The sequence below is a fragment of the Calditerricola satsumensis genome, from assembly GCF_014646935.1.
GTDB lineage: Bacteria > Bacillota > Bacilli > Calditerricolales > Calditerricolaceae > Calditerricola > Calditerricola satsumensis.
Genome location: NZ_BMOF01000028.1, coordinates 1 through 22,609, shown reverse-complemented (window position 1 = coordinate 22,609; position 22,609 = coordinate 1). Strand labels below are relative to the sequence as shown.

The 22,609-nt window shown below is 64.0% G+C and carries 38 protein-coding genes and 2 pseudogenes; 1 reads left to right on the top strand and 39 read right to left on the bottom strand.

The annotated features are described in order from the left end of the window. Positions 1–151: 151 nt before the first annotated feature. Complete coding sequence (gene gerD / locus IEX61_RS07690; RefSeq protein WP_054670876.1) at positions 152–808, top strand: spore germination lipoprotein GerD; 657 nt, start codon at positions 152–154, stop codon at positions 806–808. A 108-nt stretch (positions 809–916) separates the two neighbouring features. Here the strand turns inward: gerD and salA are convergent, their stop codons facing one another. From salA to rpsJ, 39 genes and pseudogenes are all read right to left on the bottom strand, one after another. Beyond that, positions 917–2,014, bottom strand: coding sequence for an iron-sulfur carrier protein/transcriptional regulator SalA (gene salA / locus IEX61_RS07685; RefSeq protein WP_188817425.1), 1,098 nt, complete (start codon positions 2,012–2,014; stop codon positions 917–919). A 46-nt stretch (positions 2,015–2,060) separates the two neighbouring features. Beyond that, the gene (gene cwlD, locus IEX61_RS07680) at positions 2,061–2,813 is read right to left on the bottom strand and encodes an N-acetylmuramoyl-L-alanine amidase CwlD (RefSeq protein ID WP_188817423.1); all 753 of its coding nucleotides are present in this window, start codon (positions 2,811–2,813) and stop codon (positions 2,061–2,063) included. Between the two features lie 165 nt (positions 2,814–2,978). Next, positions 2,979–3,374, bottom strand: coding sequence for a 30S ribosomal protein S9 (gene rpsI / locus IEX61_RS07675; RefSeq protein ID WP_054673000.1), 396 nt, complete (start codon positions 3,372–3,374; stop codon positions 2,979–2,981). A gap of 17 nt (positions 3,375–3,391) precedes the next feature. Further along, positions 3,392–3,829 carry a 50S ribosomal protein L13 gene (gene rplM, locus IEX61_RS07670; RefSeq protein ID WP_054673002.1) on the bottom strand — a complete coding sequence of 146 codons (438 nt, stop codon included), beginning with the start codon at positions 3,827–3,829 and terminating at the stop codon, positions 3,392–3,394. Positions 3,830–3,921: 92 nt separating this feature from the next. Then, on the bottom strand, positions 3,922–4,701 hold the full coding sequence (truA, locus tag IEX61_RS07665) for a tRNA pseudouridine(38-40) synthase TruA (protein ID WP_054673005.1): 780 nt from the start codon (positions 4,699–4,701) through the stop codon (positions 3,922–3,924). A 27-nt stretch (positions 4,702–4,728) separates the two neighbouring features. Further along, positions 4,729–5,529: an energy-coupling factor transporter transmembrane component T family protein gene (locus tag IEX61_RS07660; protein WP_229725774.1), complete on the bottom strand. Its 801-nt coding sequence runs from the start codon at positions 5,527–5,529 to the stop codon at positions 4,729–4,731. After that, positions 5,526–6,395, bottom strand: a complete 870-nt coding sequence (locus IEX61_RS07655; protein ID WP_188817421.1) for an energy-coupling factor transporter ATPase — start codon at positions 6,393–6,395, stop codon at positions 5,526–5,528. Before IEX61_RS07655 ends, IEX61_RS07660 begins: the two co-directional genes overlap by 4 nt. Next, positions 6,371–7,222 (bottom strand): energy-coupling factor transporter ATPase, encoded by an 852-nt coding sequence (locus IEX61_RS07650; RefSeq protein ID WP_229725773.1) that lies wholly within the window; start codon positions 7,220–7,222, stop codon positions 6,371–6,373. The genes IEX61_RS07655 and IEX61_RS07650 overlap by 25 nt, the downstream gene beginning before the upstream one ends. A gap of 108 nt (positions 7,223–7,330) precedes the next feature. Further along, on the bottom strand, positions 7,331–7,696 hold the full coding sequence (gene rplQ / locus IEX61_RS07645) for a 50S ribosomal protein L17 (protein ID WP_054669302.1): 366 nt from the start codon (positions 7,694–7,696) through the stop codon (positions 7,331–7,333). Between the two features lie 30 nt (positions 7,697–7,726). Next, positions 7,727–8,671, bottom strand: coding sequence for a DNA-directed RNA polymerase subunit alpha (locus tag IEX61_RS07640; protein ID WP_054669303.1), 945 nt, complete (start codon positions 8,669–8,671; stop codon positions 7,727–7,729). Positions 8,672–8,813: 142 nt separating this feature from the next. Next, the gene (gene rpsK / locus IEX61_RS07635) at positions 8,814–9,212 is read right to left on the bottom strand and encodes a 30S ribosomal protein S11 (protein WP_054669305.1); all 399 of its coding nucleotides are present in this window, start codon (positions 9,210–9,212) and stop codon (positions 8,814–8,816) included. Between the two features lie 25 nt (positions 9,213–9,237). Next, positions 9,238–9,606: a 30S ribosomal protein S13 gene (gene rpsM, locus IEX61_RS07630; protein WP_054669307.1), complete on the bottom strand. Its 369-nt coding sequence runs from the start codon at positions 9,604–9,606 to the stop codon at positions 9,238–9,240. Positions 9,607–9,633: 27 nt separating this feature from the next. Continuing rightward, entirely contained in the window at positions 9,634–9,747 is a 114-nt protein-coding gene (gene rpmJ, locus IEX61_RS07625; protein ID WP_054669309.1) for a 50S ribosomal protein L36, read from the bottom strand. A 34-nt stretch (positions 9,748–9,781) separates the two neighbouring features. Continuing rightward, positions 9,782–10,000, bottom strand: a complete 219-nt coding sequence (gene infA / locus IEX61_RS07620; protein WP_054669311.1) for a translation initiation factor IF-1 — start codon at positions 9,998–10,000, stop codon at positions 9,782–9,784. Then, positions 9,987–10,313 (bottom strand): KOW domain-containing RNA-binding protein, encoded by a 327-nt coding sequence (locus tag IEX61_RS07615; protein WP_054669313.1) that lies wholly within the window; start codon positions 10,311–10,313, stop codon positions 9,987–9,989. The genes infA and IEX61_RS07615 overlap by 14 nt, the downstream gene beginning before the upstream one ends. 13 nt (positions 10,314–10,326) lie before the next feature. Continuing rightward, entirely contained in the window at positions 10,327–11,073 is a 747-nt protein-coding gene (gene map, locus IEX61_RS07610; RefSeq protein WP_054669316.1) for a type I methionyl aminopeptidase, read from the bottom strand. A gap of 9 nt (positions 11,074–11,082) precedes the next feature. Then, positions 11,083–11,727 (bottom strand): adenylate kinase, encoded by a 645-nt coding sequence (locus IEX61_RS07605; RefSeq protein ID WP_054669318.1) that lies wholly within the window; start codon positions 11,725–11,727, stop codon positions 11,083–11,085. A gap of 27 nt (positions 11,728–11,754) precedes the next feature. Further along, the gene (gene secY / locus IEX61_RS07600; protein WP_188817419.1) at positions 11,755–13,047 is read right to left on the bottom strand and encodes a preprotein translocase subunit SecY; all 1,293 of its coding nucleotides are present in this window, start codon (positions 13,045–13,047) and stop codon (positions 11,755–11,757) included. After that, positions 13,047–13,481, bottom strand: coding sequence for a 50S ribosomal protein L15 (gene rplO, locus IEX61_RS07595; RefSeq protein WP_054669321.1), 435 nt, complete (start codon positions 13,479–13,481; stop codon positions 13,047–13,049). Before rplO ends, secY begins: the two co-directional genes overlap by 1 nt. Positions 13,482–13,520: 39 nt before the next feature. Beyond that, positions 13,521–13,709, bottom strand: coding sequence for a 50S ribosomal protein L30 (gene rpmD, locus IEX61_RS07590; RefSeq protein ID WP_054669364.1), 189 nt, complete (start codon positions 13,707–13,709; stop codon positions 13,521–13,523). Positions 13,710–13,722: 13 nt separating this feature from the next. After that, positions 13,723–14,220: a 30S ribosomal protein S5 gene (gene rpsE / locus IEX61_RS07585; protein WP_188817417.1), complete on the bottom strand. Its 498-nt coding sequence runs from the start codon at positions 14,218–14,220 to the stop codon at positions 13,723–13,725. A 26-nt stretch (positions 14,221–14,246) separates the two neighbouring features. Next, on the bottom strand, positions 14,247–14,615 hold the full coding sequence (gene rplR, locus IEX61_RS07580; protein WP_054669328.1) for a 50S ribosomal protein L18: 369 nt from the start codon (positions 14,613–14,615) through the stop codon (positions 14,247–14,249). A gap of 42 nt (positions 14,616–14,657) precedes the next feature. Further along, positions 14,658–15,194, bottom strand: a complete 537-nt coding sequence (gene rplF / locus IEX61_RS07575; RefSeq protein ID WP_054669331.1) for a 50S ribosomal protein L6 — start codon at positions 15,192–15,194, stop codon at positions 14,658–14,660. 27 nt (positions 15,195–15,221) lie between these two features. Further along, positions 15,222–15,620, bottom strand: coding sequence for a 30S ribosomal protein S8 (rpsH, locus tag IEX61_RS07570; protein ID WP_054669334.1), 399 nt, complete (start codon positions 15,618–15,620; stop codon positions 15,222–15,224). A gap of 30 nt (positions 15,621–15,650) precedes the next feature. Beyond that, on the bottom strand, positions 15,651–15,836 hold the full coding sequence (locus tag IEX61_RS07565) for a type Z 30S ribosomal protein S14 (RefSeq protein WP_054669339.1): 186 nt from the start codon (positions 15,834–15,836) through the stop codon (positions 15,651–15,653). A gap of 33 nt (positions 15,837–15,869) precedes the next feature. Next, a complete protein-coding gene (gene rplE / locus IEX61_RS07560; protein WP_054669342.1) occupies positions 15,870–16,415 on the bottom strand; it encodes a 50S ribosomal protein L5 in 546 nt (181 codons plus the stop codon). A gap of 31 nt (positions 16,416–16,446) precedes the next feature. Further along, on the bottom strand, positions 16,447–16,758 hold the full coding sequence (gene rplX / locus IEX61_RS07555) for a 50S ribosomal protein L24 (protein ID WP_054669367.1): 312 nt from the start codon (positions 16,756–16,758) through the stop codon (positions 16,447–16,449). Positions 16,759–16,806: 48 nt separating this feature from the next. After that, positions 16,807–17,175, bottom strand: a complete 369-nt coding sequence (gene rplN / locus IEX61_RS07550; protein ID WP_054669344.1) for a 50S ribosomal protein L14 — start codon at positions 17,173–17,175, stop codon at positions 16,807–16,809. Positions 17,176–17,275: 100 nt separating this feature from the next. Beyond that, a pseudogene (gene rpsQ / locus IEX61_RS12480) lies at positions 17,276–17,533 on the bottom strand (30S ribosomal protein S17); the annotation flags it as partial. An 18-nt stretch (positions 17,534–17,551) separates the two neighbouring features. After that, on the bottom strand, positions 17,552–17,749 hold the full coding sequence (gene rpmC / locus IEX61_RS07540) for a 50S ribosomal protein L29 (protein WP_054669347.1): 198 nt from the start codon (positions 17,747–17,749) through the stop codon (positions 17,552–17,554). A gap of 2 nt (positions 17,750–17,751) precedes the next feature. Further along, positions 17,752–18,180: a 50S ribosomal protein L16 gene (gene rplP / locus IEX61_RS07535; RefSeq protein ID WP_054669350.1), complete on the bottom strand. Its 429-nt coding sequence runs from the start codon at positions 18,178–18,180 to the stop codon at positions 17,752–17,754. Positions 18,181–18,182: 2 nt separating this feature from the next. Next, entirely contained in the window at positions 18,183–18,854 is a 672-nt protein-coding gene (rpsC, locus tag IEX61_RS07530; RefSeq protein WP_188817415.1) for a 30S ribosomal protein S3, read from the bottom strand. A 93-nt stretch (positions 18,855–18,947) separates the two neighbouring features. Continuing rightward, a pseudogene (gene rplV, locus IEX61_RS07525) lies at positions 18,948–19,277 on the bottom strand (50S ribosomal protein L22); the annotation flags it as partial. Positions 19,278–19,308: 31 nt separating this feature from the next. Beyond that, positions 19,309–19,587, bottom strand: coding sequence for a 30S ribosomal protein S19 (rpsS, locus tag IEX61_RS07520; RefSeq protein WP_054669358.1), 279 nt, complete (start codon positions 19,585–19,587; stop codon positions 19,309–19,311). Positions 19,588–19,630: 43 nt separating this feature from the next. Further along, complete coding sequence (rplB, locus tag IEX61_RS07515) at positions 19,631–20,461, bottom strand: 50S ribosomal protein L2 (protein ID WP_054669360.1); 831 nt, start codon at positions 20,459–20,461, stop codon at positions 19,631–19,633. Between the two features lie 32 nt (positions 20,462–20,493). Beyond that, positions 20,494–20,784, bottom strand: coding sequence for a 50S ribosomal protein L23 (gene rplW / locus IEX61_RS07510; RefSeq protein WP_054669363.1), 291 nt, complete (start codon positions 20,782–20,784; stop codon positions 20,494–20,496). Then, on the bottom strand, positions 20,781–21,407 hold the full coding sequence (gene rplD / locus IEX61_RS07505) for a 50S ribosomal protein L4 (RefSeq protein ID WP_188817413.1): 627 nt from the start codon (positions 21,405–21,407) through the stop codon (positions 20,781–20,783). The genes rplW and rplD overlap by 4 nt, the downstream gene beginning before the upstream one ends. Positions 21,408–21,438: 31 nt before the next feature. Further along, positions 21,439–22,068 carry a 50S ribosomal protein L3 gene (gene rplC, locus IEX61_RS07500; protein WP_083463161.1) on the bottom strand — a complete coding sequence of 210 codons (630 nt, stop codon included), beginning with the start codon at positions 22,066–22,068 and terminating at the stop codon, positions 21,439–21,441. Between the two features lie 40 nt (positions 22,069–22,108). Then, on the bottom strand, positions 22,109–22,423 hold the full coding sequence (gene rpsJ / locus IEX61_RS07495; protein ID WP_054673313.1) for a 30S ribosomal protein S10: 315 nt from the start codon (positions 22,421–22,423) through the stop codon (positions 22,109–22,111). Positions 22,424–22,609: the final 186 nt, after the last annotated feature.

Genomic DNA, 22,609 nt, shown 5'->3' with positions numbered 1-22,609 from the left:
TGTTTTCCGCATTCTTCACGATTGTACCAAGAACCCTACGCCGGCTCAAGGTGACCAGGCCGCGCGCAAGTCGCATACGGAAGGGCAAACCGGGCCATAGTACTACCAAACGTTTGCCCCCAAGTCCGCGTTCGAAGGAGGCTGTACGCCCATGCGCCGGCCCGGTCACCCCCTCGCGCTCGTGTGCGCCGCCGCCCTTCTCCTCTCCGCCTGCTCCCCCGGCGGAGGCGGCGGGGGCGGCCAAGCGCAAAGCAAGCCCGACTATAAGGAAATGAAGCAGATGGTCGTCGACATCCTGCAAACCGAAGACGGGAAGAAAGCGATCCGCGACGTCCTGAAACATCCCGAATTCCGCCAGCAAATTGTGGTGAACGACGAGATGGTCCGCTCGACCGTGGAGCGGACGCTCACCGATCCCAAAAACCAGAAGCAGTTCTCGGAGATGCTGAAGGACCCGCGCGTCGCCGGCGCCTTTGCCAAGGCGCTCAAGCGCGAACAGCGCCAGTTGCAAAAGGACCTGATGAAGGACCCGGAATACCTGAAGGCGTGGAAAGACGCCCTGCGCGATCCGGAATTCCAAAAGATCTTCCTGGACTTGATGGACACCCCGCAATTTCGCCAGCACCTGATGCACGTGATGAAGGACGCCCTGCAAAGCCCCTACTTCCGCCTGGAAGTGATGGAGCTGATGCAAAAAGCATCCGAAGACATGCTCACGAGGCAGAAAAAAGGGAAAAAAGGGGAGGCAAGCGGCGGGGGTGGAGGCCAACAAGGCGGAGGCGGTGGAGGCGGAGGCGGCGGCATGTAAGCAGGAATACGCGGCGAGCCCTTGACCGGGTTTCTGTACCCGCCAAGGGCTCGATCCGTTTCGGAAAACCGATCCATGGGCTGCCGCACGCAGCGACCGCGCCCCGCGTCACGCCCGCGCGCGGCACTTTTCGTCGATCCGCGCGGCGATGCGCGCATACAGGCGGCCCATCTCGCTGTCCGCAGGGTAAAGGCCGGGCGCGAAATCGGGATCGTCGATGTCGCGCGCCGGCGGCTGGGCCAGGGGCAGTTGGGCCAGCAGCTCGGTGCCCAGCTCGCGAGCCAGCTTTTCCCCGCCCCCTTGCCCAAAAATGGGCCCCTTGTGGCCGCACGCCGAGCACGTCACGTAGGCCATGTTCTCCACGACGCCCAGGATTTCGTGATGGGTGCGCAAGGCCATCGCCCCGGCCCGCGCGGCGACAAACGCCGCCGTCGCGTGGGGGGTGGTGACGAGGATCTCCTTGCTCTGGGGCAGCAGCTGGTGCACGTCGAGGGCCACATCGCCCGTTCCCGGCGGCAGATCGAGGATCAGGTAGTCGAGGTCGCCCCAATGGACGTCGCTGAAGAAATGGCGCAGCATCTTGCCGAGCATCGGCCCGCGCCAGATGACCGGGGTGTTCTCCTCGACAAAGAAGCCCATCGACATCACCTTCACGCCGAAGCGGGTGACGGGCAGGATGACGTCGTCGATCACGGTCGGCCGCTGGTCAATGCCCAAGAGATCCGGCACGCTGAAGCCGTAGATGTCGGCGTCGATGAGCCCCACGCGATGACCGGCCCGCGCGAGGGCCACGGCCAAATTGACGGCGACCGTCGACTTTCCCACCCCGCCCTTGCCGCTGGCCACGGCGATGAACACCGTCGGGCTTCCCGGCGCCAAGAGCGGCGGAACCGAACCCTGGGCGCTCTCCAGTGCCTTCGCCTGTTCGCCCTTGAGCCGCGCGGCCAAGGCGGCCCGCTCCTCGTCGGTCATGGCGCCAAAGGTGACATGCACCTCCTTGGCGCCGAGCTGTTTGATCGTGTTGACCACATCCTCTTCGATACGGGCCTTCAAGGGACAGCCGGCCACGGTCAGCACCACGCTCAGGCGCACGCTGTCGCCGTCGATGACCACATCGCGGACCATGCCGAGCTCGACGACGCTGCGGTTCAGTTCCGGATCGCGCACATGCCGGAGCGCTTCCAGGACGCTCTCGCGGGTGATCATGGGCAGCACCTCGTTTGGGGAGAGTTCGCCTGCGCACGTTTGCGCTCTAGGGCCCATTATACCACAGGAAACCTTCGCCCCTTGCGTCGGCAGCCGGCTCCTCCCCCGCATAGTACCGCAGCACGCCGCGGTAAATGGCGAGGGCCAAGGCCCGCTGGTATCCCGAGTCGGCCAACAGACGCGCCTCCCGCGGATGGGACAGAAACCCGATCTCCACCAGCACGGCCGGGCACTGGACGGCGCGGATGAGGTAGAGGTCGCTCCGCCGCTTCGGCCGCCGGTCGGTGTTGGCCAGCACGGCACGCAACTCCTCCTGCACGAGGGCCGCCACCCGCCCGCTGGCTTCGCGCCCCGGATGGTAAAAGGTTTGCGCCCCAAACCAGCGCGGCGAGGGGACGCTGTTCGCGTGCACGCTGATGAGGAGGTCGGCCCCCTTTTCGTTGACCAAGCGGGCACGGGCCAAGAGGTCCTCCGTCTTGCGCCGGCTCAGCCCCTTCGTTTCCGGCGCGGCCAGATCGGCGTCGGTCTCGCGGGTCATGACGACGAGGGCGCCCGCCTCCTGCAGAAAGTCGCGCAGGTAAAGGGCCACCGGCAAAACGACATCCTTCTCCGTCACCCCGTCGGCGCTGACGGCTCCCCCGTCCGGTCCGCCGTGTCCCGCGTCCACGGCAATGACCACGCCGGACAGGGGCAACGCCCACGCCGGGCGATCGCGATGGTCCAGGTTCAGGCCAAACCAGAGCGCCACCACCGCCACAACCGCGGCCATCCCCCACCCTCGTCCCCGCCACACGCGCATTCCCCCTCCCCCCAACCGAAAGCGGCCCGCCGGCGGACGCAGGTCGCCGAATGGGCCGGTTTGTCCGCTCGCCTGTGACAGTATACGGGGCGAACGCGGCGTTTATGCGGCGGCGAAAAAAGAGAAAAGCCCCTCGCCCATCGGCGAGAGGCAAAGGGGCTTTCGTCAGCGCTTGGAGAATTGCGGCGCACGGCGGGCTTTCTTGAGCCCGTACTTCTTCCGCTCGACCATCCGCGGGTCGCGCGTCAGGAAGCCCGCTTTCTTGAGCACCGGGCGGAAGTTGGGATCCACCTTCAAGAGCGCCCGCGCAATGCCGTGGCGAATGGCCCCGGCCTGACCGGAAACGCCGCCGCCGCGCACGTTGACGATGACGTCGTATTTGTCGGCCGTGTTCGTCAGCACGAGGGGTTGCTTGATGATGAGCTTCAGCGTTTCCAAGCCGCCAAAATAGTCGTCCAGGCTGCGCTTGTTGATCGTCACCTTCCCGTCACCGGGAACCAGCCACACGCGGGCGACCGACTCTTTCCGACGACCCGTACCGTAGTACCGAACCTGTGCCACGGATCAGACCCTCCCCATTACTGATAGCGAAGTTCCAGCACTTCGGGCTTTTGCGCCTGATGCGGGTGCTCGCTGCCGCGGTACACTTTCAGCTTCTTGATCAGCTTGCGGCCCAGGCGATTCTTCGGCAGCATGCCCCAAACGGCGCGCTCAATCATTTCTTCCGGCTTGTTCTGCAGCATCTCACGGGCCGTCGTCTTCTTCAAGCCGCCCGGATACCCGGAGTGACGGTAATAGACCTTCTTGTCGAGCTTTTTCCCCGTGAGGACCACTTTCTCGGCGTTGATCACGATGACGAAATCGCCGGTGTCGACATGCGGGGTGTACTGCGGCTTGTGCTTGCCGCGCAAAATGGCCGCCACTTGGCTGGCCAGTCGGCCCAGGGTTTGGCCGGCGGCGTCCACAACGTACCACTTGCGTTCCACTTCGCCTTTCTTGGCCATGTACGTGCGCATCGGTCGTCCCTCCCGAAGGATGCGAATGGGTCGATCTATGTGAACCGGGGCTCGTGGGCAAAGGGTAAAGAAAAATACCAAACAAGATGATACTAAAAAATCGAAGCAAAGTCAACGGGGTTGTGCGCGTCATCGCCATAGGAGACCGACCAGAGAACGAGCCCGTGGGGCGGCGCGGTCTTCCCGGCGGCGGCCCGATCGCGCGCGGCAAGGATGGCCGGGATCGCCTCCGGATCGCGCATCCCCTGGCCCACCTCCAGCAGCGTTCCGACGAGAATGCGCACCATGTTGTACAGAAAACCGTCGGCGGCAAAGCAGAACCAGATGTCCTGGCCGCGAACGACGATGTCGGCCCGGCGCAGGTGGCGGATGCGGTCACCCTTCACCGTCGTTTTGGCCGAGCAGAAGGACGTGAAGTCGTGCCGACCGAGGAGATGGCGGGCCGCCGCGCGCATGCGCTCGACATCGAGGGCGTGGGGGACGTGGTAGGCGTAGCGCCGCGCGAGGACGTCGGGATACCGCCGGTTGTCGACGCGGTAGACGTAGGTTTTTCCGGTGGCGCTATACCGGGCATGAAAGGCCCGATCCACCTCCTGGGCCTCCCGCACGACAATGTCCGGCGGCAACACGGCGTTGAGGGCGAGCGGCCACTTGTCGACCGGAATGCGGCTGTCCGTTTCAAAATGGACCACCTGGCCGTAGGCGTGCACCCCGGCGTCGGTACGCCCGGCGCCGACAACGTGCACGGGAGCCTTGGTCAGCTTGGCCAGGGCGTCTTGAAGGACCCCTTGCACCGTGCGCCGGTTCGGTTGAATCTGAAAGCCGGAAAAGTCGGTCCCGTCGTAACTCACCGTCAGGCGAATCTTGCGCATGGCCCACACCGTCCTTTCCCGTGTCCTCTAGGCCCACCACACCACGGCGGCAAGGAGCGCGGCGAGCGGAATCAGCGCCGCGTCGCGCCGCGTCCAGGCGAGCGGGCGCATGCGCGTGCGCCCGTCGCCGCCGCGCCAGCCGCGCGCCTCCATGGCCACGGCCAGCTCTTCGGCCCGGCGAAACGCCCCGACAAACAGGGGAACGAGCAGGGCCAAGAGGTGCTGGGCGCGGCGGGCCAGCGGTCCCGTCGTGAAGTCAGCTCCCCGCGCCGCCTGGGCCCGGGCGATGCGCTCGGCCTCCTCGAGCAGCGTGGGCACAAAGCGCAGCGCCACGCTCATCATCAGGGCCAGCTCGGCCACCGGAACGCCGAAGCGGCGCAGCGGGGCCATAAGGCGCGCAAACCCGTCGGTCAGGGCCAGCGGCGAGGTGGTCAGGGTCAGGAGCGACGAGGCCGCCACAAGAAGCAGCACGCGCAGCGCCACCACGCCCGCCGCGCGCAGCCCGCCCTCGGTGACGGCCAGCGGCCCCCACGCCCACAGCACGGCCCCCTGCCGCGTCGTCAGGGCGTGCAGCGCGGCGGTGAAGGCCAAGAACCAGAGAACGGGGCGCAGCCCGCGGACGAGGTACGCCAGCGGAATGCGCGCCAGGCCGGCCGCGCCAACGACAGCGCCGTACAGGACAGCAAAATCGACCGCCGACCGCGCGGAAAGGGCCAGCGCCGCAAACACAAGCAGAAAGAGGAACTTGCCGCGCGGATCCAGGGCGTGCACGACCGAGTCGCGCGGCAGATACGCCCCGAGCGGCAGGTGACGCAGCCCGGCGATCACCGCCCTCCCCTCCTCTGCGCAAACCGCTCGGCAACCGCCGCCGCGAGGGCGTCGACCGTGAGCGGCGTCTCGGCTAGGGGCGGATCCAGGAAGCGGTTGAGCGCGGCGGCGAGGGCCACCGGCTCGGGCACGTCGACTCCGGCCGCCGCGAGGACCTCACGCCGGGCAAACACCTCGGCCGGCGCCCCCTCCAGGACAAGCCGCCCATCATGCAGCACGAGGAGATGGTCGGCCAGCTCGGCCACCTCCTCCATCGTGTGCGTCACCCAGATTACGGTCAGGCCCTCCTCCTGATGCAGCCGCCGGATGAGCGCCAAAAGCTGATTCCGCCTGCGCGGGTCGAGACCCGCCGTCGGCTCGTCCAGCACGAGCACCTCGGGCCGCGCGGCGAGCACACCGGCGAGGGCGACGCGCCGCTTTTCCCCGCCGCTCAAGGCGAAGGGGGAGCGGCGGGCGTAGCGGTCCGGATCGAGGCCAACCGCCTCCAGCGCCTCGCGCACGCGCTTCCGCACAAGGGTCTCGGGCCAGCCGAAGTTGCGCGGGCCGTACGCCACGTCCTCCTCCACCGTCTCGGCAAAGAGCTGGTGCTCCGGATACTGAAAGACCAGCCCCACCCGCTGGCGCAGCGCGGGCGGAACGCGGCTTCCGGGCCTCAGGGTGACGTCACCCACGCGCACCTCGCCCTCCGTCGGCAGCAAAAGCCCGTTGAAGTGCTGGATGAGCGTCGATTTGCCTGAACCGGTGGCGCCGATGACCCCGACAAAGGACCCCGATCGCAGGCGAAAGGTCACCCCGCGAAGGGCCGGCCGCGCCAGGGGGGTGCCGGCGTCATACACGTGGGTCAAGCCGTTGACCACAATCTCCATAAGGCCGTCACCAACTCGTCGTGCGTCAACACGTCGCGGGAGAGGGGAAGGCCGCGCCGGATCAGCGCCTCGCGCAACGCCACCACCGGCGGGACGTCCAATCCGAGGGCCTCGAGGCGCGCGGGGTTGGCGTACACCGCACGGGGCGGGCCGCTGACCACGATCCGCCCGTCGGCCAGCACGACAATGCGGTCGGCCGCCAGCGTCTCCTCGAGGCGGTGGGTGATGAACAAGATCGTCAGGCCCCGCTCGCGGTGCAGGCGGCGCACCGTCGCCCACACCTCGCGCCGCCCCTGGGGGTCGAGCATCGCCGTCGCCTCATCGAGCACGAGCACCTCCGGCTCCATGGCCAGCGCCCCGGCGATGGCCAAGCGCTGCTTTTGTCCCCCGGACAGGCGGTGCGGCGGGGCCTGGCGCAGCGCGCTTATGCCCGTCGCCCGCAGCGCCTCGTCGACACGGCGGCGAATCTCCTCCGGCGAAAGGCCGAGGTTCTCCGGCCCGAAGGCCACGTCCTCCTCCACCGTCGGGGCGACGAGCTGGTTGTCCGGATTCTGAAAGACAATGGCCACGCGGCGGCGCAGCTCGGCGGAACGCGATTCGTCGTCGGTGGAAATGCCGCACACCGTCACCCGGCCCTCGGCGGGCAAAAGCAGCCCCGCAACCAGCTTGGCCAGCGTCGACTTGCCCGAGCCGTTCGGCCCCACGATGGCGACCCATTCGCCGCGCGTCACCGTCAGCGTCACGCCGCGCAGGGCCCACACCGGCTGGCCGTCGCCACCGGCGGGGTAGGCGTACCCCACCCCTTCACACACGACCGCCGCTTGCACGCGCCCCTCCCCCTTTTCGCCCCAACCTCCGGTCAAGGAAAAAAGAAAAAGGGCAAGAAAGCAGAATCCGGACCGGCACCGGATCCTGTCCACCCTTTTTCCGCCCGATCACTCCACGAGTTCCAAAACCACCATCGGTGCGCCATCGCCCCGGCGCGGCCCCAGCTTCAGGATGCGGGTGTAGCCGCCGTTGCGCTCCTTATAGCGCGGGGCAATGTCGGAAAACAGCTTTTGAATCGCGTCCTGCCCCGTGCTCGGGTCCGCCACTTCCTTGCGCACGAAGGCGGCCACTTGCCGACGCGCGTGCAGGTCACCGCGCTTGGCGAGCGTGATCATCTTCTCGGCGATGGACCGCACCTGTTTGGCCTTCGCTTCCGTCGTCTTGATCCGCTCGTAAATGATGAGGTCGGTCACGAGATCGCGAAACAGGGCCTTACGGGCCGCCGTTTTGCGACCGAGTTTGCCAGCCGGCATGCGGAATCCCTCCTTCAATGCCTCTCTTCTCTAATCGTCTTTGCGCAGGGACAGGCCCAGTTCGGCCAATTTCTCCTGCACCTCTTCAAGCGATTTCTTTCCGAGGTTGCGCACCTTCATCATGTCTTCCTCGGTTTTTTGGATCAGCTCGCCCACGGTGTTGATCCCCGCGCGCTTCAGGCAGTTGTAGGAGCGCACGGAGAGATCGAGCTCCTCGATCGGCATGTCGAGGACCTTCTCGGTCTTGTCGTCCTCTTTTTCGACCATGATCTCCGCGTCCTGGGCGTTCTGCGTCAGGCCGACAAACAGGTTGAGGTGTTCGGTCAGGATCTTGGCGCCCAGGCTGACCGCTTCTTCCGGACGAATGCTGCCGTCGGTCCACACTTCGAGGATGAGCTTGTCGTAGTTCGTCACTTGGCCGACACGGGTGTTCTCCACGCTGTAATTGACGCGCCGGATCGGCGTGTAAATCGAATCAATCGGAATGACGCCGATGGGTTGATCCGGCTTCTTGTTCCCTTCCGCCGGCACGTAGCCCCGGCCGCGCTTGGCCGTCATGCGCATGGACAGGCGCGCCCCTTCGGCCAGGGTGGCGATGTGGAGGTCGGGGTTCAAAATCTCCACGTCGCTGTCGTGGCGGATGTCCCCCGCCTTCACCTCGCCTTCGCCGACGGCATCGATCTCGAGGATCTTCTCCTCGTCGGAATGGATCTTGAGGGTCAGGTTCTTCAGGTTGAGGATGATCTGGGTGGTGTCCTCCAAGACCCCCTCGATCGTGGAGAACTCGTGCAGCACGCCGTCGATCTGCACGCTCGTGATCGCCGCGCCGGGAAGCGAGGACAGCAAGATGCGACGCAGCGAGTTCCCGAGCGTCGTCCCGTATCCCCGTTCCAGCGGCTCGACGACGATCTTGCCGTATCGGCCGTCCTCGCTCACCTCGACGACCTCAATCTTCGGCTTTTCGATTTCGATCATCGGTGGCGAACCCTCCTTCAACGGGTGCCTCTCCTGCGCCGGGCGCATCCTCCGGCGGGAGGCACCCGGTCGTGCCGGAGCGGCGTGCGCTGGCTTTTCGTTCTTCCACCAGTATGGGATGACGGCATCCCCGCTAAACCCGTTAGACCCGACGGCGCTTCGGCGGACGGCACCCGTTGTGCGGAATCGGCGTGACGTCCTTGATGACGCTCACTTCCAGCCCGGCGGCTTGCAGCGAACGGATGGCCGCTTCCCGGCCGGCCCCCGGGCCTTTCACCTGCACCTCAACCGTCTTCATCCCGTGCTCCATGGCCGCCTTGGCCGCCGCTTCCGCCGCCATCTGCGCCGCAAACGGCGTGCTCTTCCGCGACCCCTTGAAGCCCATCGTCCCGGCGCTGGCCCAGGCGATGGTGTTGCCCTGCGGATCGGTGATCGTCACGATGGTGTTGTTGAAGGTCGACTTGATGTGGGCAATGCCCTGCTCGAACTGCTTCCGATCGCGGCGGCGAACCCGGGTCGTCGTCGCTTTCCGCTTGGCCATCAGGCATACCTCCTTGTCCTAGGCGTTACTTCTTCTTGTTGGCCACCGTCTTGCGCGGCCCTTTGCGCGTCCGGGCGTTCGTCCGCGTCCGCTGCCCGCGCACCGGCAGGCCACGGCGATGGCGAATGCCGCGATAGCAGCCGATGTCGATGAGCCGCTTGATGTTCATCGCCACTTCCCGACGCAGGTCGCCTTCCACCTTCAGGTTCTTGTCGATGTAGTCGCGCAGCTTGGAGACCTCTTCTTCGGTCAGGTCGCGCACGCGCGTGTCCGGGTTGACGCCGGTCGCCTCGAGGATCTTCTTCGACGTGGTCCGGCCGATGCCGTAGATGTATGTCAGGGCGATTTCAATGCGCTTGTCGCGCGGCAGGTCAACACCCGCAATCCGTGCCATGGAACGCGTTCCCTCCCTGTTGTGGATTTAGCCTTGGCGCTGCTTGTGCTTCGGGTTTTCGCAAATGATCCGAACGACGCCTTTGCGGCGAATCACCTTGCACTTTTCGCAAATGGGCTTCACCGATGGACGGACCTTCATGGCAGAACCCTCCTTTTTCGCGTGTCTGGCCGCCTCACTTGTACCGGTACGTGATCCGGCCGCGCGTCAAGTCGTACGGCGACAGTTCCACGGTGACCCGGTCGCCGGGAAGAATGCGGATGAAGTTCATGCGGATCTTCCCGGAAACGTGGGCCAACACCTTGTGCCCATTGTCCAGTTCCACGCGAAACATCGCGTTGGGAAGCGGCTCGATGACCGTCCCTTCCACTTCAATGACATCATCCTTCGCCATCGGCATCCTCTCCTTCCGTTCGGTATTCGGGATGCGCGTCGAGGAACGTCTTGATCGCGTGGCGGAGCTTTCCGTTCGTCACGCGTCCGGTCTCCTCCAGGCTCCGCCGCACCTCGGGCGAAATGTAGTCGAACGGTTCGAGGTGAATGCGGTTCTTCTTCTTTGGCCGGTCGAACGTGCGCCGGTCTCCGTCGGCGATCCACACGAAGCGGTCGCCTTCGATGCGGATGACCACCGCGAGCCGCCCCGCGTCCCGCCCGCGGAGAGAGCGCACGATTTGCCCAACTTCAAAGGATGGCATCTCTTCGGCCATGGGCACCGTCACCTCAGGGGAGCGTCAAGATCTCGTAGCCGCTGTCGGTCACGGCGACGGTGTGCTCGAAATGGGCGCACAGCGAGCCGTCCGCCGTGACCACCGTCCAGTTGTCCTCCCGCGTGCGGACGTACCGCTGGCCCGCGTTGACCATCGGCTCGATGGCCAGCACCATGCCCGGCTTGAGGCGCGGGCCGCGTCCGGGCGGTCCGTAATTGGGAATTTGGGGCTCTTCGTGCAAGCTTTGCCCAATTCCATGCCCCACATACTCGCGGACGACCGAGAACCCCGCCGCCTCGACGTGGGTCTGGATGGCGTGGGAAATGTCCGACAGCCGCGCCCCGGGCCGAACCTGCGCGATCCCTTTGTACAGCGACTCTTCCGTCACCCGAAGCAGTCGCTTCGCTTCGTCGGAGATGTCGCCGACGGCGTAGGTCCATGCCGAATCGCCGTGGTAACCGTCCAATTGGGCACCGATGTCGATGCTGATGATGTCGCCTTCCTTCAGCTTGCGGTCCGAGGGAATCCCGTGCACGAGCTCGTCGTTGACCGACGCGCAAATGCTGGCCGGAAACCCGTTGTAGCCTTTGAACGACGGAATGGCGCCGCGCCGGCGGATGTAGTCCTCCGCCATCTCGTCGAGCTCCTTCGTCGTAACCCCCGGGCGAATGGCTTTGGCGAGGAGTCGGTGCGTTTCGGCGACGATGCGCCCGGCCTCCCGCATAATCTTCAGCTCGGCCTCCGATTTCAGGATGATCATCGCCGCTCCTTACCCCCGCAAAATCCGGGCAATGTCGGCAAACACGGCATCAATCTCCTGTTCCCCGTTGACGCGCCGCAGCAGGCCCTTCTCCTCGTAATAGGCGAGGAGCGGCTCCGTCTGCGTCAGGTTGACCTCGAGGCGCGTCGCCACCGTCTCTTCCTTGTCGTCGTCCCGCTGGTACAGCTCGCCGCCGCACTTGTCGCACACGCCTTCCTGGCGCGGCGGGTTGAAGACCACATGGTAGGTGGCCCCGCACTGGCGGCAGATGCGCCGGCCGGTCAGGCGCGCCAGCAGCGTTTCCTTGCGCACATCGAGGTAGATGACGTGATCCAAACGCCGTCCCATTTCCGCAAGCGTCGCGTCGAGGGCTTCCGCCTGGGGCACCGTGCGCGGGAAGCCGTCAAGGAGAAAGCCCTTGGCGCAGTCGCCTTGGCTGAGGCGCTCGCGGACGATGCCCACCGTCACCTCGTCCGGCACCAGGAGCCCCTTGTCCATGTATTCCTTGGCCTTCAGCCCCAGCGGCGTCCCCTCGCGCACGGCCTGGCGAAACATGTCGCCGGTGGAAATGTGGGGGATGCCGAAGGTGGCCACGATCCGTTCCGCCTGCGTCCCTTTCCCGGCTCCCGGAAGCCCCATGAACACGATGTTCACCCGTATCCCTCCATACCCCGGGGCTCGTTACCGGATGAACCCCTTGTAGTGGCGTTTGATGAGCTGGCTTTCGATCTGCTTCATCGTCTCCAGCGCCACGCCAACGACGATGAGCAGGGCCGTCCCCCCGATCTGCACGCTGGCCGGCAGGTTGGCCACCGCCGTGAAGAAGACCGGCAGGATGGAAATCGCCGCCAAGAACAGCGCGCCAAACAGCGTGATGCGGTTGAGCACCCGCGTGAGATAGGCCGAGGTCGCCTGCCCCGGGCGAATGCCGGGGATGTACCCCCCGTACTTCTTCAGGTTTTCGGCCATCTGCACCGGGTTGATCTGGACAAAGGTATAGAAGTAGGTGAACCCGATGATCAAGAGCACGTACAGGAACATGCCGAGCGGGGCGCGGTAGTCAAAGTTGCGGATGATCCAGTCCGCCACCGGCGCACCGGCCCAGAACTGGGCGATCGTCGGCGGGAAGATGAGGAGCGAGATGGCAAAGATCACCGGGATCACGCCCGCGGCGTTCACCTTGATCGGGATGTGCGTCGACTGCCCGCCGTACATGCGGCGGCCGACCACGCGCTTGGCGTACTGGACCGGGATCTTGCGCACCCCTTGCTGGACGAAGATCACCCCGACGACCACCAGCAGGACACCGATCAGCACGGCGACCATCTTGAGGATGCTCAAGAAGAGCCGATCGCCGGCCTGCACGAACTCCGAGGCGTAGATGGCGCGAAGGCCATCGGGAATCCCGGCCACAATCCCGGCAAAGATGAGAATCGAGATGCCGTTGCCGATCCCCTTCTCCGTGATCTGCTCGCCCAGCCACATCAGAAAGATGGTGCCGGCCGTCAGGACCAACGCGATGAGCGCATAGGTGGGCACGTCGGGGTCAATGACGAGCCCCGGCACCAGGTTGTTAAACCCGATGGCCATCCCCGTCGACTGGATCAGGGCGATGACCACCGTAAAGTACCGGGTGTACTGGGCCAGCTTGCGCCGCCCCGCTTCCCCTTCCCGCGCCCATTGGGCGAACTTCGGCACGACGTCCATCGACAAGAGCTGCACGATGATGGCCGCCGTGATATACGGCATGACGCCCATGGCGAAGATGGAGAAGTTTTGCAGGGCGCCGCCGGTGAAGGTGTTGAAGAACCCGAAGACGCGGTTCTGCTCGCTCCACGCCTCAAGGAGCTCGACATTGATGTTGGGAACGGGGATGAAGCTGCCAATGCGGAAGACGACCAGCATGGCCAGCGTGAAGAGGATCTTCCGCCGCAGATCCTCCACCCGCATGATGTTGGCGAGCGTCCGGAACATCAGACCACCTCGGCCTTGCCACCGGCAGCCTCAATCTTCTCGATCGCCGAACGGGAGAACTTGTGGGCCTGGACCGTCAGCTTCACCTTCAGCTCGCCGTCGCCCAAGATCTTGATGCCGTCCTTCACGTTTTTGACCAGCTTTTCCGCCACCAAGAGTTCCGGCGTCACCACCGTGCCCTCGGGAAAGCGATTGAGGGCCTCGACGTTGACGATGGCGTACTCCTTGCGCATCGGATTGGTGAACCCGCGCTTGGGCAGCCGGCGATACAGCGGCGTCTGCCCGCCTTCAAACCCGGGACGCACCGTTGAGCGGGCCCACTGCCCTTTCGTCCCGCGGGTGGCCGTCTTCCCGTGGCCGCTCGAGGTACCGCGGCCCACGCGCTTCTTCCGCTTGCGGGATCCCGGAGCCGGTTTCAGTTCGTGCAGTTTCATGGTCACACCTCCTGAGCCTTTTGGGCAATGGGGTTCGCGTTACGCGTCGATCTCCTTAACCTCGACGAGATGGCGCACCTGGTTGATCATGCCGCGGATGGCCGGGTTGTCGTCATGCACCACCGTCTGGTGCAACTTCCGCAGCCCCAGCGTCCGCACCGTCACCCGATGCTTCTCGGGGCGGCCGATCAGGCTGCGCTTGAGGGTGATTGCGAGCTTCTTCGCCACCATCGTTCCCCCCTTATCCGAGCAGTTCCTGAACCGTTTTCCCGCGCAGCTTCGCGACCTGCTCCGGCGTGCGCAGCTGCTGGAGGGCGTCCATCGTCGCCCGCACCATGTTGATGGCATTGTTGGAGCCCAGCGACTTGGAGAGCACGTCGGTGATGCCGGCCAGCTCCAGCACCGCGCGCACCGGACCGCCGGCAATAACCCCCGTACCCGGAGCGGCCGGTTTGATCAGCACCTTCCCCGCGCCAAAGTGGCCGATCGCTTCGTGGGGAATGGTCGTCCCGCGCAGCGGCACCTTGATCAGGTTCTTCTTCGCCGCCTCGATCCCCTTGCGGATGGCGTCCGGCACTTCCGCCGCCTTCCCCAGGCCGAAGCCCACATGGCCGTTTCGATCGCCGACGACCACCAGGGCGCTGAAGCTAAAGCGACGGCCGCCCTTCACCACTTTGGCCACGCGGTTGATTTGCACAACTTTCTCTTCCAGCTCAAGTTTGCTGGGGTCAATGCGCATGTTGGTCCCTCCTTTGCCGACATCGATCAGAATTCGAGGCCCGCCTCGCGCGCCGCCTCGGCCAGCGCCTTCACACGGCCGTGGTACTTGTACCCGCCGCGATCAAAGACCACCTTGGTGATTCCCTTCTCGAGAGCCCGCTTGGCCACCAGGGCGCCAACCTTGGCCGCCGCCTCCACGTTGCCGCCGTTTTCGATCTGGTCGCGCAGCTCCTTGTCCAGCGTCGACGCCGCCACAAGCGTGTGACCTTTCAGGTCGTCAATGATTTGCGCGTAGATGTGCTTGTTGGACCGGAACACGTTCAGCCGCGGTCGCTCCGGCGTGCCGAACACCTTCTTGCGCACGCGCAGATGACGCTTTTTGCGCAGCTCGTTCCGACTCGGCTTTTGGATCATGCGACGTTCACTCCTTTCCTACCCCTGCCTACGCGATGCGTGTTACTTGCCCTTCTTGCCTTCCTTGCGGCGAATGACCTCGTCGATGTACTTGATCCCCTTGCCCTTATACGGCTCGGGCTCGCGGATCTTGCGGATCTTGGCCGCCATCTGCCCCACGGCTTCCTTGTCGATGCCCTTGACGACGATCTTCGTTTGCTCCGGCACTTCCAGCTCGATGCCCGGGTCCGGCTCGACGACCACCGGATGGGAGTAGCCGACGTTCAGCGTCACGTTCTTGCCCGTCTTCGCCGCGCGGTAGCCGACGCCGACCAGCTCAAGGGTTTTGCTGTAGCCCTTCGTGACCCCTTCGATCATGTTGGCGAGAAGGCTCCGCGTCGTGCCGTGCAGCGCCTTGTGGAATTTGTCGTCCGAGGGGCGCTCCACGATAATCTGGTTGCCTTCTTTTTTGATCGTCATGTCCTTGTGAAACGTGCGGGTAAGCGTCCCCTTCGGGCCTTTGACGGTCACTTCCTGACCGTTGATCGTCACCTCGACCCCCTCGGGGATGACGACCGGTTTCCGACCTACACGGGACATGCCTGACACCTCCGTTCGTCTCGTCCGTTACCACACGTAGCAGATCACTTCGCCGCCCACGTTCGCCTTCCGCGCTTCCTTGTCCGTCATGACGCCCTTGGACGTGGAGAGGATGGCGATCCCGAGGCCGCCCAGCACGCGCGGGATCTCGTCTTTTTTCGCGTACACGCGCAGCCCCGGCTTGGAGATCCGCTTGATCCCGGTGATCACGCGCTCGTTGTTGGGGCCGTACTTGAGGAAGATGCGCAGGATGCCCTGCTTGCCGTCGTCAATGTATTCCGCGTCGCGGATGAAGCCTTCCCGCTTCAGGATCTCGGCGATTTCGCGCTTCAGCTTGGACGCCGGAACCTCCACCATGTCATGGCGGACCATGTTGGCGTTCCGGATGCGCGTGAGCATATCGGCAATGGGATCGGTCATCACCATGGGTAGCTACCTCCTTCCCTGCTCGGGGGCTTACCAGCTCGCCTTTTTCAGGCCCGGGATTTGGCCCTTGTACGCCAGTTCGCGCAGGCAAATCCGGCACAGCTTAAACTTCCGGTACACGGAGTGCGGACGGCCGCACCGCTCGCAGCGGGTGTAGGCGCGCACCTTGAACTTCGGCTTCCGCTTGGACTTGACGATCAGCGCTTTGCGAGCCACGTCAATCCCTCCTTTTTCCTTTTTCCCTCTCGATTATTGTTTGCGGAACGGCATGCCGAGCTGCGCGAGAAGCTCCCGCGCCTCTTCGTCCGTCTTCGCCGTCGTCACAATGGCGATGTCCATCCCGCGGATCTTGTCGACCTTGTCGTAGTCGATCTCCGGGAAGATGAGCTGCTCCCTCAGCCCCAGGTTGTAGTTGCCGCGCCCGTCGAAGGAGCGGGGCGACACGCCGCGGAAGTCGCGCACGCGGGGCAGCGCCACGTGGAACAGCTTGTCGAGGAAGTGGTACATGCGATCGCCGCGCAGGGTCACCTTCACCCCGATGGGATGCCCCTGGCGGATCTTGAAACCGGCAATCGATTTCTTGGCCCGCGTCACGATCGGCTTTTGGCCGGCGATGAGCGTCAGGTCTTCGACCGCGCCGTCGATGGCCTTGGGATTCTGGGCCCCTTCGCCGACGCCCATGTTGATGACCACTTTTTCGATCTTCGGCACTTCCATCACGTTGCGGTAACCAAATTTTTTCATCAAAGCCGGAACCACTTCGTTGAGATACTTCTCCTTCAGCCGTGCACCCATGTCGGGACCCTCCTTTCTCTCTCAAGCTCCGTCAGTCGAGCACCGCACCCGACTTCTTGGCGATGCGCACCTTCTTGCCGTTCTCGAGAATTTTGTACCCCACGCGCGTCGGTTGACCCGTCTTCGGATCGATGGGCATCACGTTGGACACGTGGATGGGCGCTTCGACGGTGATGATGCCGCCCTGCGGGTTGTCCGGGGAGGGACGGACATGCTTCTTGACCAGGTTGACGCCTTCCACCAGCACGCGCTGCTTTTTCGGGAAAGCCTTCAGAATGCGCCCCTTCTTGCCCTTGTCCTTGCCCGCGATGACCATCACCAGGTCGCCGGTTTTCACGTGCAGCTTCGGTTGAGACATCGCTCGGCACCTCCTTTGCGTCCGCTCGCCGCTTTAGAGCACTTCCGGTGCGAGGGAGATGATCTTCATGAAGTCTTTCTCGCGCAGTTCCCGCGCCACCGGGCCGAAGATCCGCGTGCCGCGGGGGCTTTTGTCCTCGCGGATGAGCACCGCCGCGTTGTCGTCAAAGCGAATGTACGAGCCGTCCGGGCGACGCACGCCGCGCTTGGAACGAACGATGACCGCCTTCACGACGTCCCCCTTCTTGACAACGCCACCGGGCGTCGCTTGCTTGACCGATGCGACAATGACGTCGCCAATGTTCGCATAGCGGCGATTCGAACCGCCCAGCACGCGAATGCACATGATTTCCCGCGCGCCGGAGTTGTCCGCCACCACCAGCCGCGTTTGCGGTTGAATCATCGTCCTTCACCCTCCTTGCCGTGCGTTATTCGACTTGGGCCAGCGCTTCGTCAGCCGGTTCGGGCTGCTCTTCCACCAGCGCCGCCCGGTCTTCCGCCGACGCCCGCTCCAAAATCTCCACCAAGCGCCAACGCTTCCGCTTCGACAGCGGCCGCGTTTCCATGATCTTCACCACGTCGCCGATCCTGGCTTCGTTGTGCTCGTCGTGGGCCATGTACTTCTTGGAACGCAGCACCCGCTTTTTGTAGAGCGGATGACGCTTGTAGGTCTCAACGAGCACGACGATCGATTTGTCCATTTTGTCGCTGACCACTTTGCCGACCAGCACTTTGCGCTTGCCACGCTCTTGTTGAGCCACCGAAACCCCTCCTCTCGATTAGCGAATGCCCAGTTCCCGCTCACGGAGAACCGTCTTCGCCCGCGCGATGGCCTTGCGGATTTCGCGGATGCGGGCCGGGTTCTCCAGCTGACCCGTCGCTTTCTGGAAGTTGAGGTTGAACAGCTCCTCTTTCAGCTCGCGGATTTTCTTTTCGATTTCCGCCGTGGTCATGTTCCGGAAGTCGCTCGCCTTCATCTTCATTGCTGCTCACCACCCAAATCTTCGCGTTTCACGAACTTGCACTTGATGGGCAGCTTGTGAGCGGCAAGCCGCATCGCTTCGCGGGCGACGTCCTCCGAAACGCCGGCCAGCTCGAACAGGATCTTGCCGGGCTTGACCACCGCGACCCACTTTTCCGGAGAACCTTTCCCGCTTCCCATCCGCACTTCGAGGGGCTTCGCCGTCACCGGCTTGTGCGGGAAGATCTTGATCCACACTTTCCCGCCGCGGCGGATGTAGCGCGTCAAGGCGATACGAGCCGCCTCAATTTGCCGGTTGGTGATCCACGCCGGTTCCAGGGCCTGCAAACCGTATTCCCCAAAGGCGATGGTCGTGCCGCCTTTCGCGCGCCCCTTCATGCGGCCGCGCTGCTCCTTGCGGTACTTGACGCGCTTCGGCATCAACATGGTTACTTGCCCCCTTCCTCAGCCGCTTGCTCTTGGGCCTGCTTTTTCTTCGGCAGGACGTCGCCGCGATAGATCCACACCTTCACCCCGATGCGGCCGTACGTGGTGTGGGCTTCCGCAAACCCGTAGTCGATGTCGGCGCGCAGCGTGTGCAGCGGGACCGTCCCCTCGTTGTAGCCTTCAGTGCGGGCGATTTCCGCGCCCCCGAGACGGCCGCTCACCTGCGTCTTAACGCCTTTGGCCCCCGCGCGCATGACCCGCTGGATGGCCTGCTTCATCGCGCGGCGCCAGGAGATGCGGTTTTCGATCTGGCGGGCGATGTTCTCGGCGACCAGCTGCGCGTCAAGATCGGGCTGCTTGATCTCGTGGATGTTGATGTGCACGCGCTTGTTCGTCAGCTGGGTCAGCTCTTTGCGCAGGTTTTCCACTTCCGCGCCGCCCTTGCCGATCACCATCCCCGGCTTGGCCGTGTGGATGGTGATGTTGACGCGGTTGGCGGCCCGTTCGATCTCGATCGTCGACACGGCCGCGTCCTTCAGGCGCTTCTTCAGGTAATCGCGAATCTTGATGTCCTCATGCAGCAGCTCCGCGTAATCCTTCTCCGCGTACCAACGGGATTGCCAGTCGCGAATGATGCCGATCCGCAGGCCAACGGGGCTTACCTTCTGACCCACGCGTTATCCCTCCTTCTTTTGCGCCTCTTGGTTCTTCTCCGCGTTCGCATCTGCGTTCGGATGTTCGTCCTTCGGCGCCGCCTTCTTCGGCTGCTTTTCCGCCACCACGACGGTGATGTGGCTGGTCCGCTTGCGAATGCGGTAGGCCCGACCTTGGGCGCGCGGCCGGATGCGGTACATCGTCGGCCCTTCGTCGACGTAGATCTTGCTGATGTAGAGCTTCTTCGGATCCATGTTGTGGTTGTGCTCCGCGTTGGCGATCGCCGACTTCAGGAGCTTTTCGACGATCGGAGCAGCCTTCTTCGGTGTGTGGCGCAGGATGGCGAACGCCTCGCCCACGTCCTTGCCGCGAATCAGGTCAACGACCAGGCGAGCCTTGCGCGGCGCAATGCGCACGTAGCGCGCAATGGCGCGAGCTTCCATGACCGAACCCTCCTCTCACGGCGCGTCGCCGTTACTTCTTCGTCTTCTTGTCGTCGCCGGCGTGACCGCGGAACGTCCGCGTCGGCGCGAATTCGCCGAGCTTGTGCCCGACCATGTCCTCGGTGATGTACACCGGCACGTGCTTGCGGCCGTCGTAGACCGCAATGGTGTGGCCAACGAATTCGGGGAAGATCGTCGAGCGGCGGGACCACGTCTTGATGACCCGCTTTTCCCCTTTCTCGTTCAGCTCGCGAATCTTCTTGAGCAGATGTTCGTCGGCAAAGGGACCTTTCTTCAGGCTGCGACCCATCGTTTCTCCTCCTTTCGCGTCAGGCCGTCATGCCACGCGCGGCTCACTTCTTGCGGCGGCGAATGATGAACTTGTCGCTCGGGTTGTTCTTCTTGCGCGTCTTGTAGCCCAGCGTCGGCTTGCCCCACGGGGTAACCGGATGCTTGCGGCCGATCGGCGCCTTCCCTTCGCCACCGCCGTGCGGGTGATCGACCGGGTTCATCGCCGAACCGCGCACCGCCGGACGACGACCGAGCCAGCGCGCGCGGCCCGCCTTGCCGAGGGTGATGTTCTCATGGTCGAGGTTGCCCACCTGGCCGATGGTGGCGCGGCAGTTCTTGTGGATCTTGCGGATCTCGCCGGACGTGAGGCGCACAATGACGTAGTCGCCGTCGCGGCCCACCACCTGCGCGGCCGCCCCCGCAGCGCGAACCAGCTGACCGCCCTTGCCCGGCTTCAGCTCAATGTTGTGGATCGTCGTGCCGACCGGAATCTTCTCCAGCGGCAGGGCGTTGCCCACCTTGATGTCGGCGTCCGGACCGGACATGACGATGTCGCCCACTTTCAGCCCGACCGGATGGAGAATGTAGCGCTTTTCGCCATCGCGGTAATGGATCAGGCAGATGCGCGCCGAACGGTTCGGGTCGTACTCGATCGTGGCCACTTTCCCCGGAATGCCGTCCTTGTCGCGCTTGAAGTCGATGATGCGATACATGCGCTTGTGCCCGCCGCCGCGATGGCGCACGGTGATGCGCCCCTGGTTGTTGCGACCGGCGTGCTTTTTCAGCGGCACGAGCAGGGATTTTTCCGGCTTGTCCGTGGTGATCTCCTCAAAGGTGGACACCGTCATCTGCCGGACCCCCGGAGAGGTCGGCTTAAACTTCTTGATGCCCATCGCCCGTTCCCTCCTTCTTGCGACTCTGTCCGTTACACGTTCTCGAAGATTTCAATCGGTTTGCTGTCCGGCGTGAGCGTCACGATCGCTTTCTTCCACTCTTTCGTGCGCCCGACGAAGCGGCCAAAGCGGGTCTTCTTCGGCTTGACGCGCATCGTGTTCACCTTGGCCACCTTGACGCCGAAAATGGCCTCGACCGCCTTCTTGATCTCGATCTTGTTGGCGTTCAGATCCACTTCAAACACGTACTTCTTGTCGGCCATCAGGTCGGTGCTTTTCTCGGTGATGATCGGACGCTTGATGATGTCCCGCGGGTCCTTCATTTGCTTAGCACCTCCTCCACTTTGGCCACCGCGTCCTGTGTCATGATCAGCTTGTCGTGGCGCAGCACGTCGAGCACGTTGATCTTGTGGGCCGCCAGGTACTTCACGCCCGGAATGTTGCGCGCCGACAGCCACACCGTCTCGTCAAACTCGCCGCCGACCACCAGGGCCTTGCGGTCGACGTTCAGGTTCTTCAGAACGGCCACCATGTTCTTCGTCTTCGGCTTTTCAAAGGCCAGCTTGTCGAGAACGATCAGCTCGCCGTCGCGCACCTTGGCCGACAGGGCCGACTTCATCGCCAGCCGGCGCACCTTCTTCGGCAGCTTGAACCCGTACGCGCGCGGCTTGGGCCCGTGCACCGTGCCGCCGCCCACCCATTGCGGCGCGCGAATGCTGCCGTGACGCGCACGGCCCGTCCCTTTTTGCCGCCACGGTTTGCGGCCACCGCCCCGCACCTCGCTGCGGGTTTTCGTGGAGTGGGTGCCACGCCGTTCGGATGCCTGCTGCATGACGACATACTGGTGAAGCACATGCACATGCGGCTCGATGCCGAACACGGCGTCGGACAGCTCAATCTCGCCAATCTGGGCCCCTTCCATGTTGTACAGTGCGACCTTGGGCATGGGGGATCCTCCTTTCCGCGGTCGTTACCGCTTACTTCCCTTTCTTCACCGTGGACTTGATCACCAGGTAGCTGTTCACGATGCCCGGAACCGAACCCTTCACGAGGAGCAGGTTGCGCTCCGGATCCACCTTCACGATTTCGAGGTTCTGGATCGTCACCCGCTCGTTGCCCATGCGCCCCGGCATTGTCTGGTTCTTGAAGATGCGGTTCGGCGCGATGGAACCCATCGAACCCGGGCCGCGATGGTACTTCGAACCGTGGGCCATCGGACCGCGTGCCTGGTTGTGCCGCTTGATGGCGCCGGTGAAGCCTTTCCCTTTCGAGGTGCCGACAACGTCGACGCGCTCACCCGGGGAGAAGATGTCCACGCGCACTTCCTGGCCGACTTCGTACTTGCTCAGGTCGACGCCGCGGATCTCGCGGATGAACTTTTTCGGCGTCGTGCCGGCCTTCTTCGCGTGGCCGATTTCCGGCTTGTTGGCCCGCGACAGCTTCTTGTCTTCAAAGCCGAGCTGGATGGCTTCGTAGCCGTCGTTCTCCTTGTCCTTCTTCTGCAACACAACGCACGGGCCCGCTTGGATGACCGTCACCGGGATCGCGTTGCCGTCTTCGGTAAACACTTGCGTCATGCCGAGCTTCTTGCCCAGAATCCCTTTCACGTCCGCCACCTTCAGCCACCTCCTTGAATCGCCCGTCCCATCACAGCTTGATCTCGATGTCCACGCCCGACGGCAGGTCCAGGCGCATCAGCGCATCAACGGTTTGCGGCGTGGGATTGAGGATGTCGATCAGGCGCTTGTGCGTGCGCATTTCAAACTGCTCGCGGGAATCCTTGTGCTTGTGCGGCGACCGCAAAATCGTAAACACCGTGCGCTCCGTCGGCAGCGGAATCGGCCCCGACACGCTCGCCCCGGAACGCTTTGCCGTTTCCACAATCTTCTCCGCCGACTGATCGAGAATGCGGTGATCGTACGCCTTCAGCCGGATGCGGATTTTTTGCTTCGCTTTTGCCATGATGTGTCCCCTCCTTCATCGCCCAGTTTCCCGTTTTCGCCCGCTCTACGGAAATTCCCCGACCACCCGTCATGGCAATGGGGCCGGGTGTGTCGGCAACCTTCCGCTTCATCGCCACCCATCCCACGACCAACGTCCACTATTATATCGCAAAGAAAAACGCCATTGCAAGGAGACGCAATCACT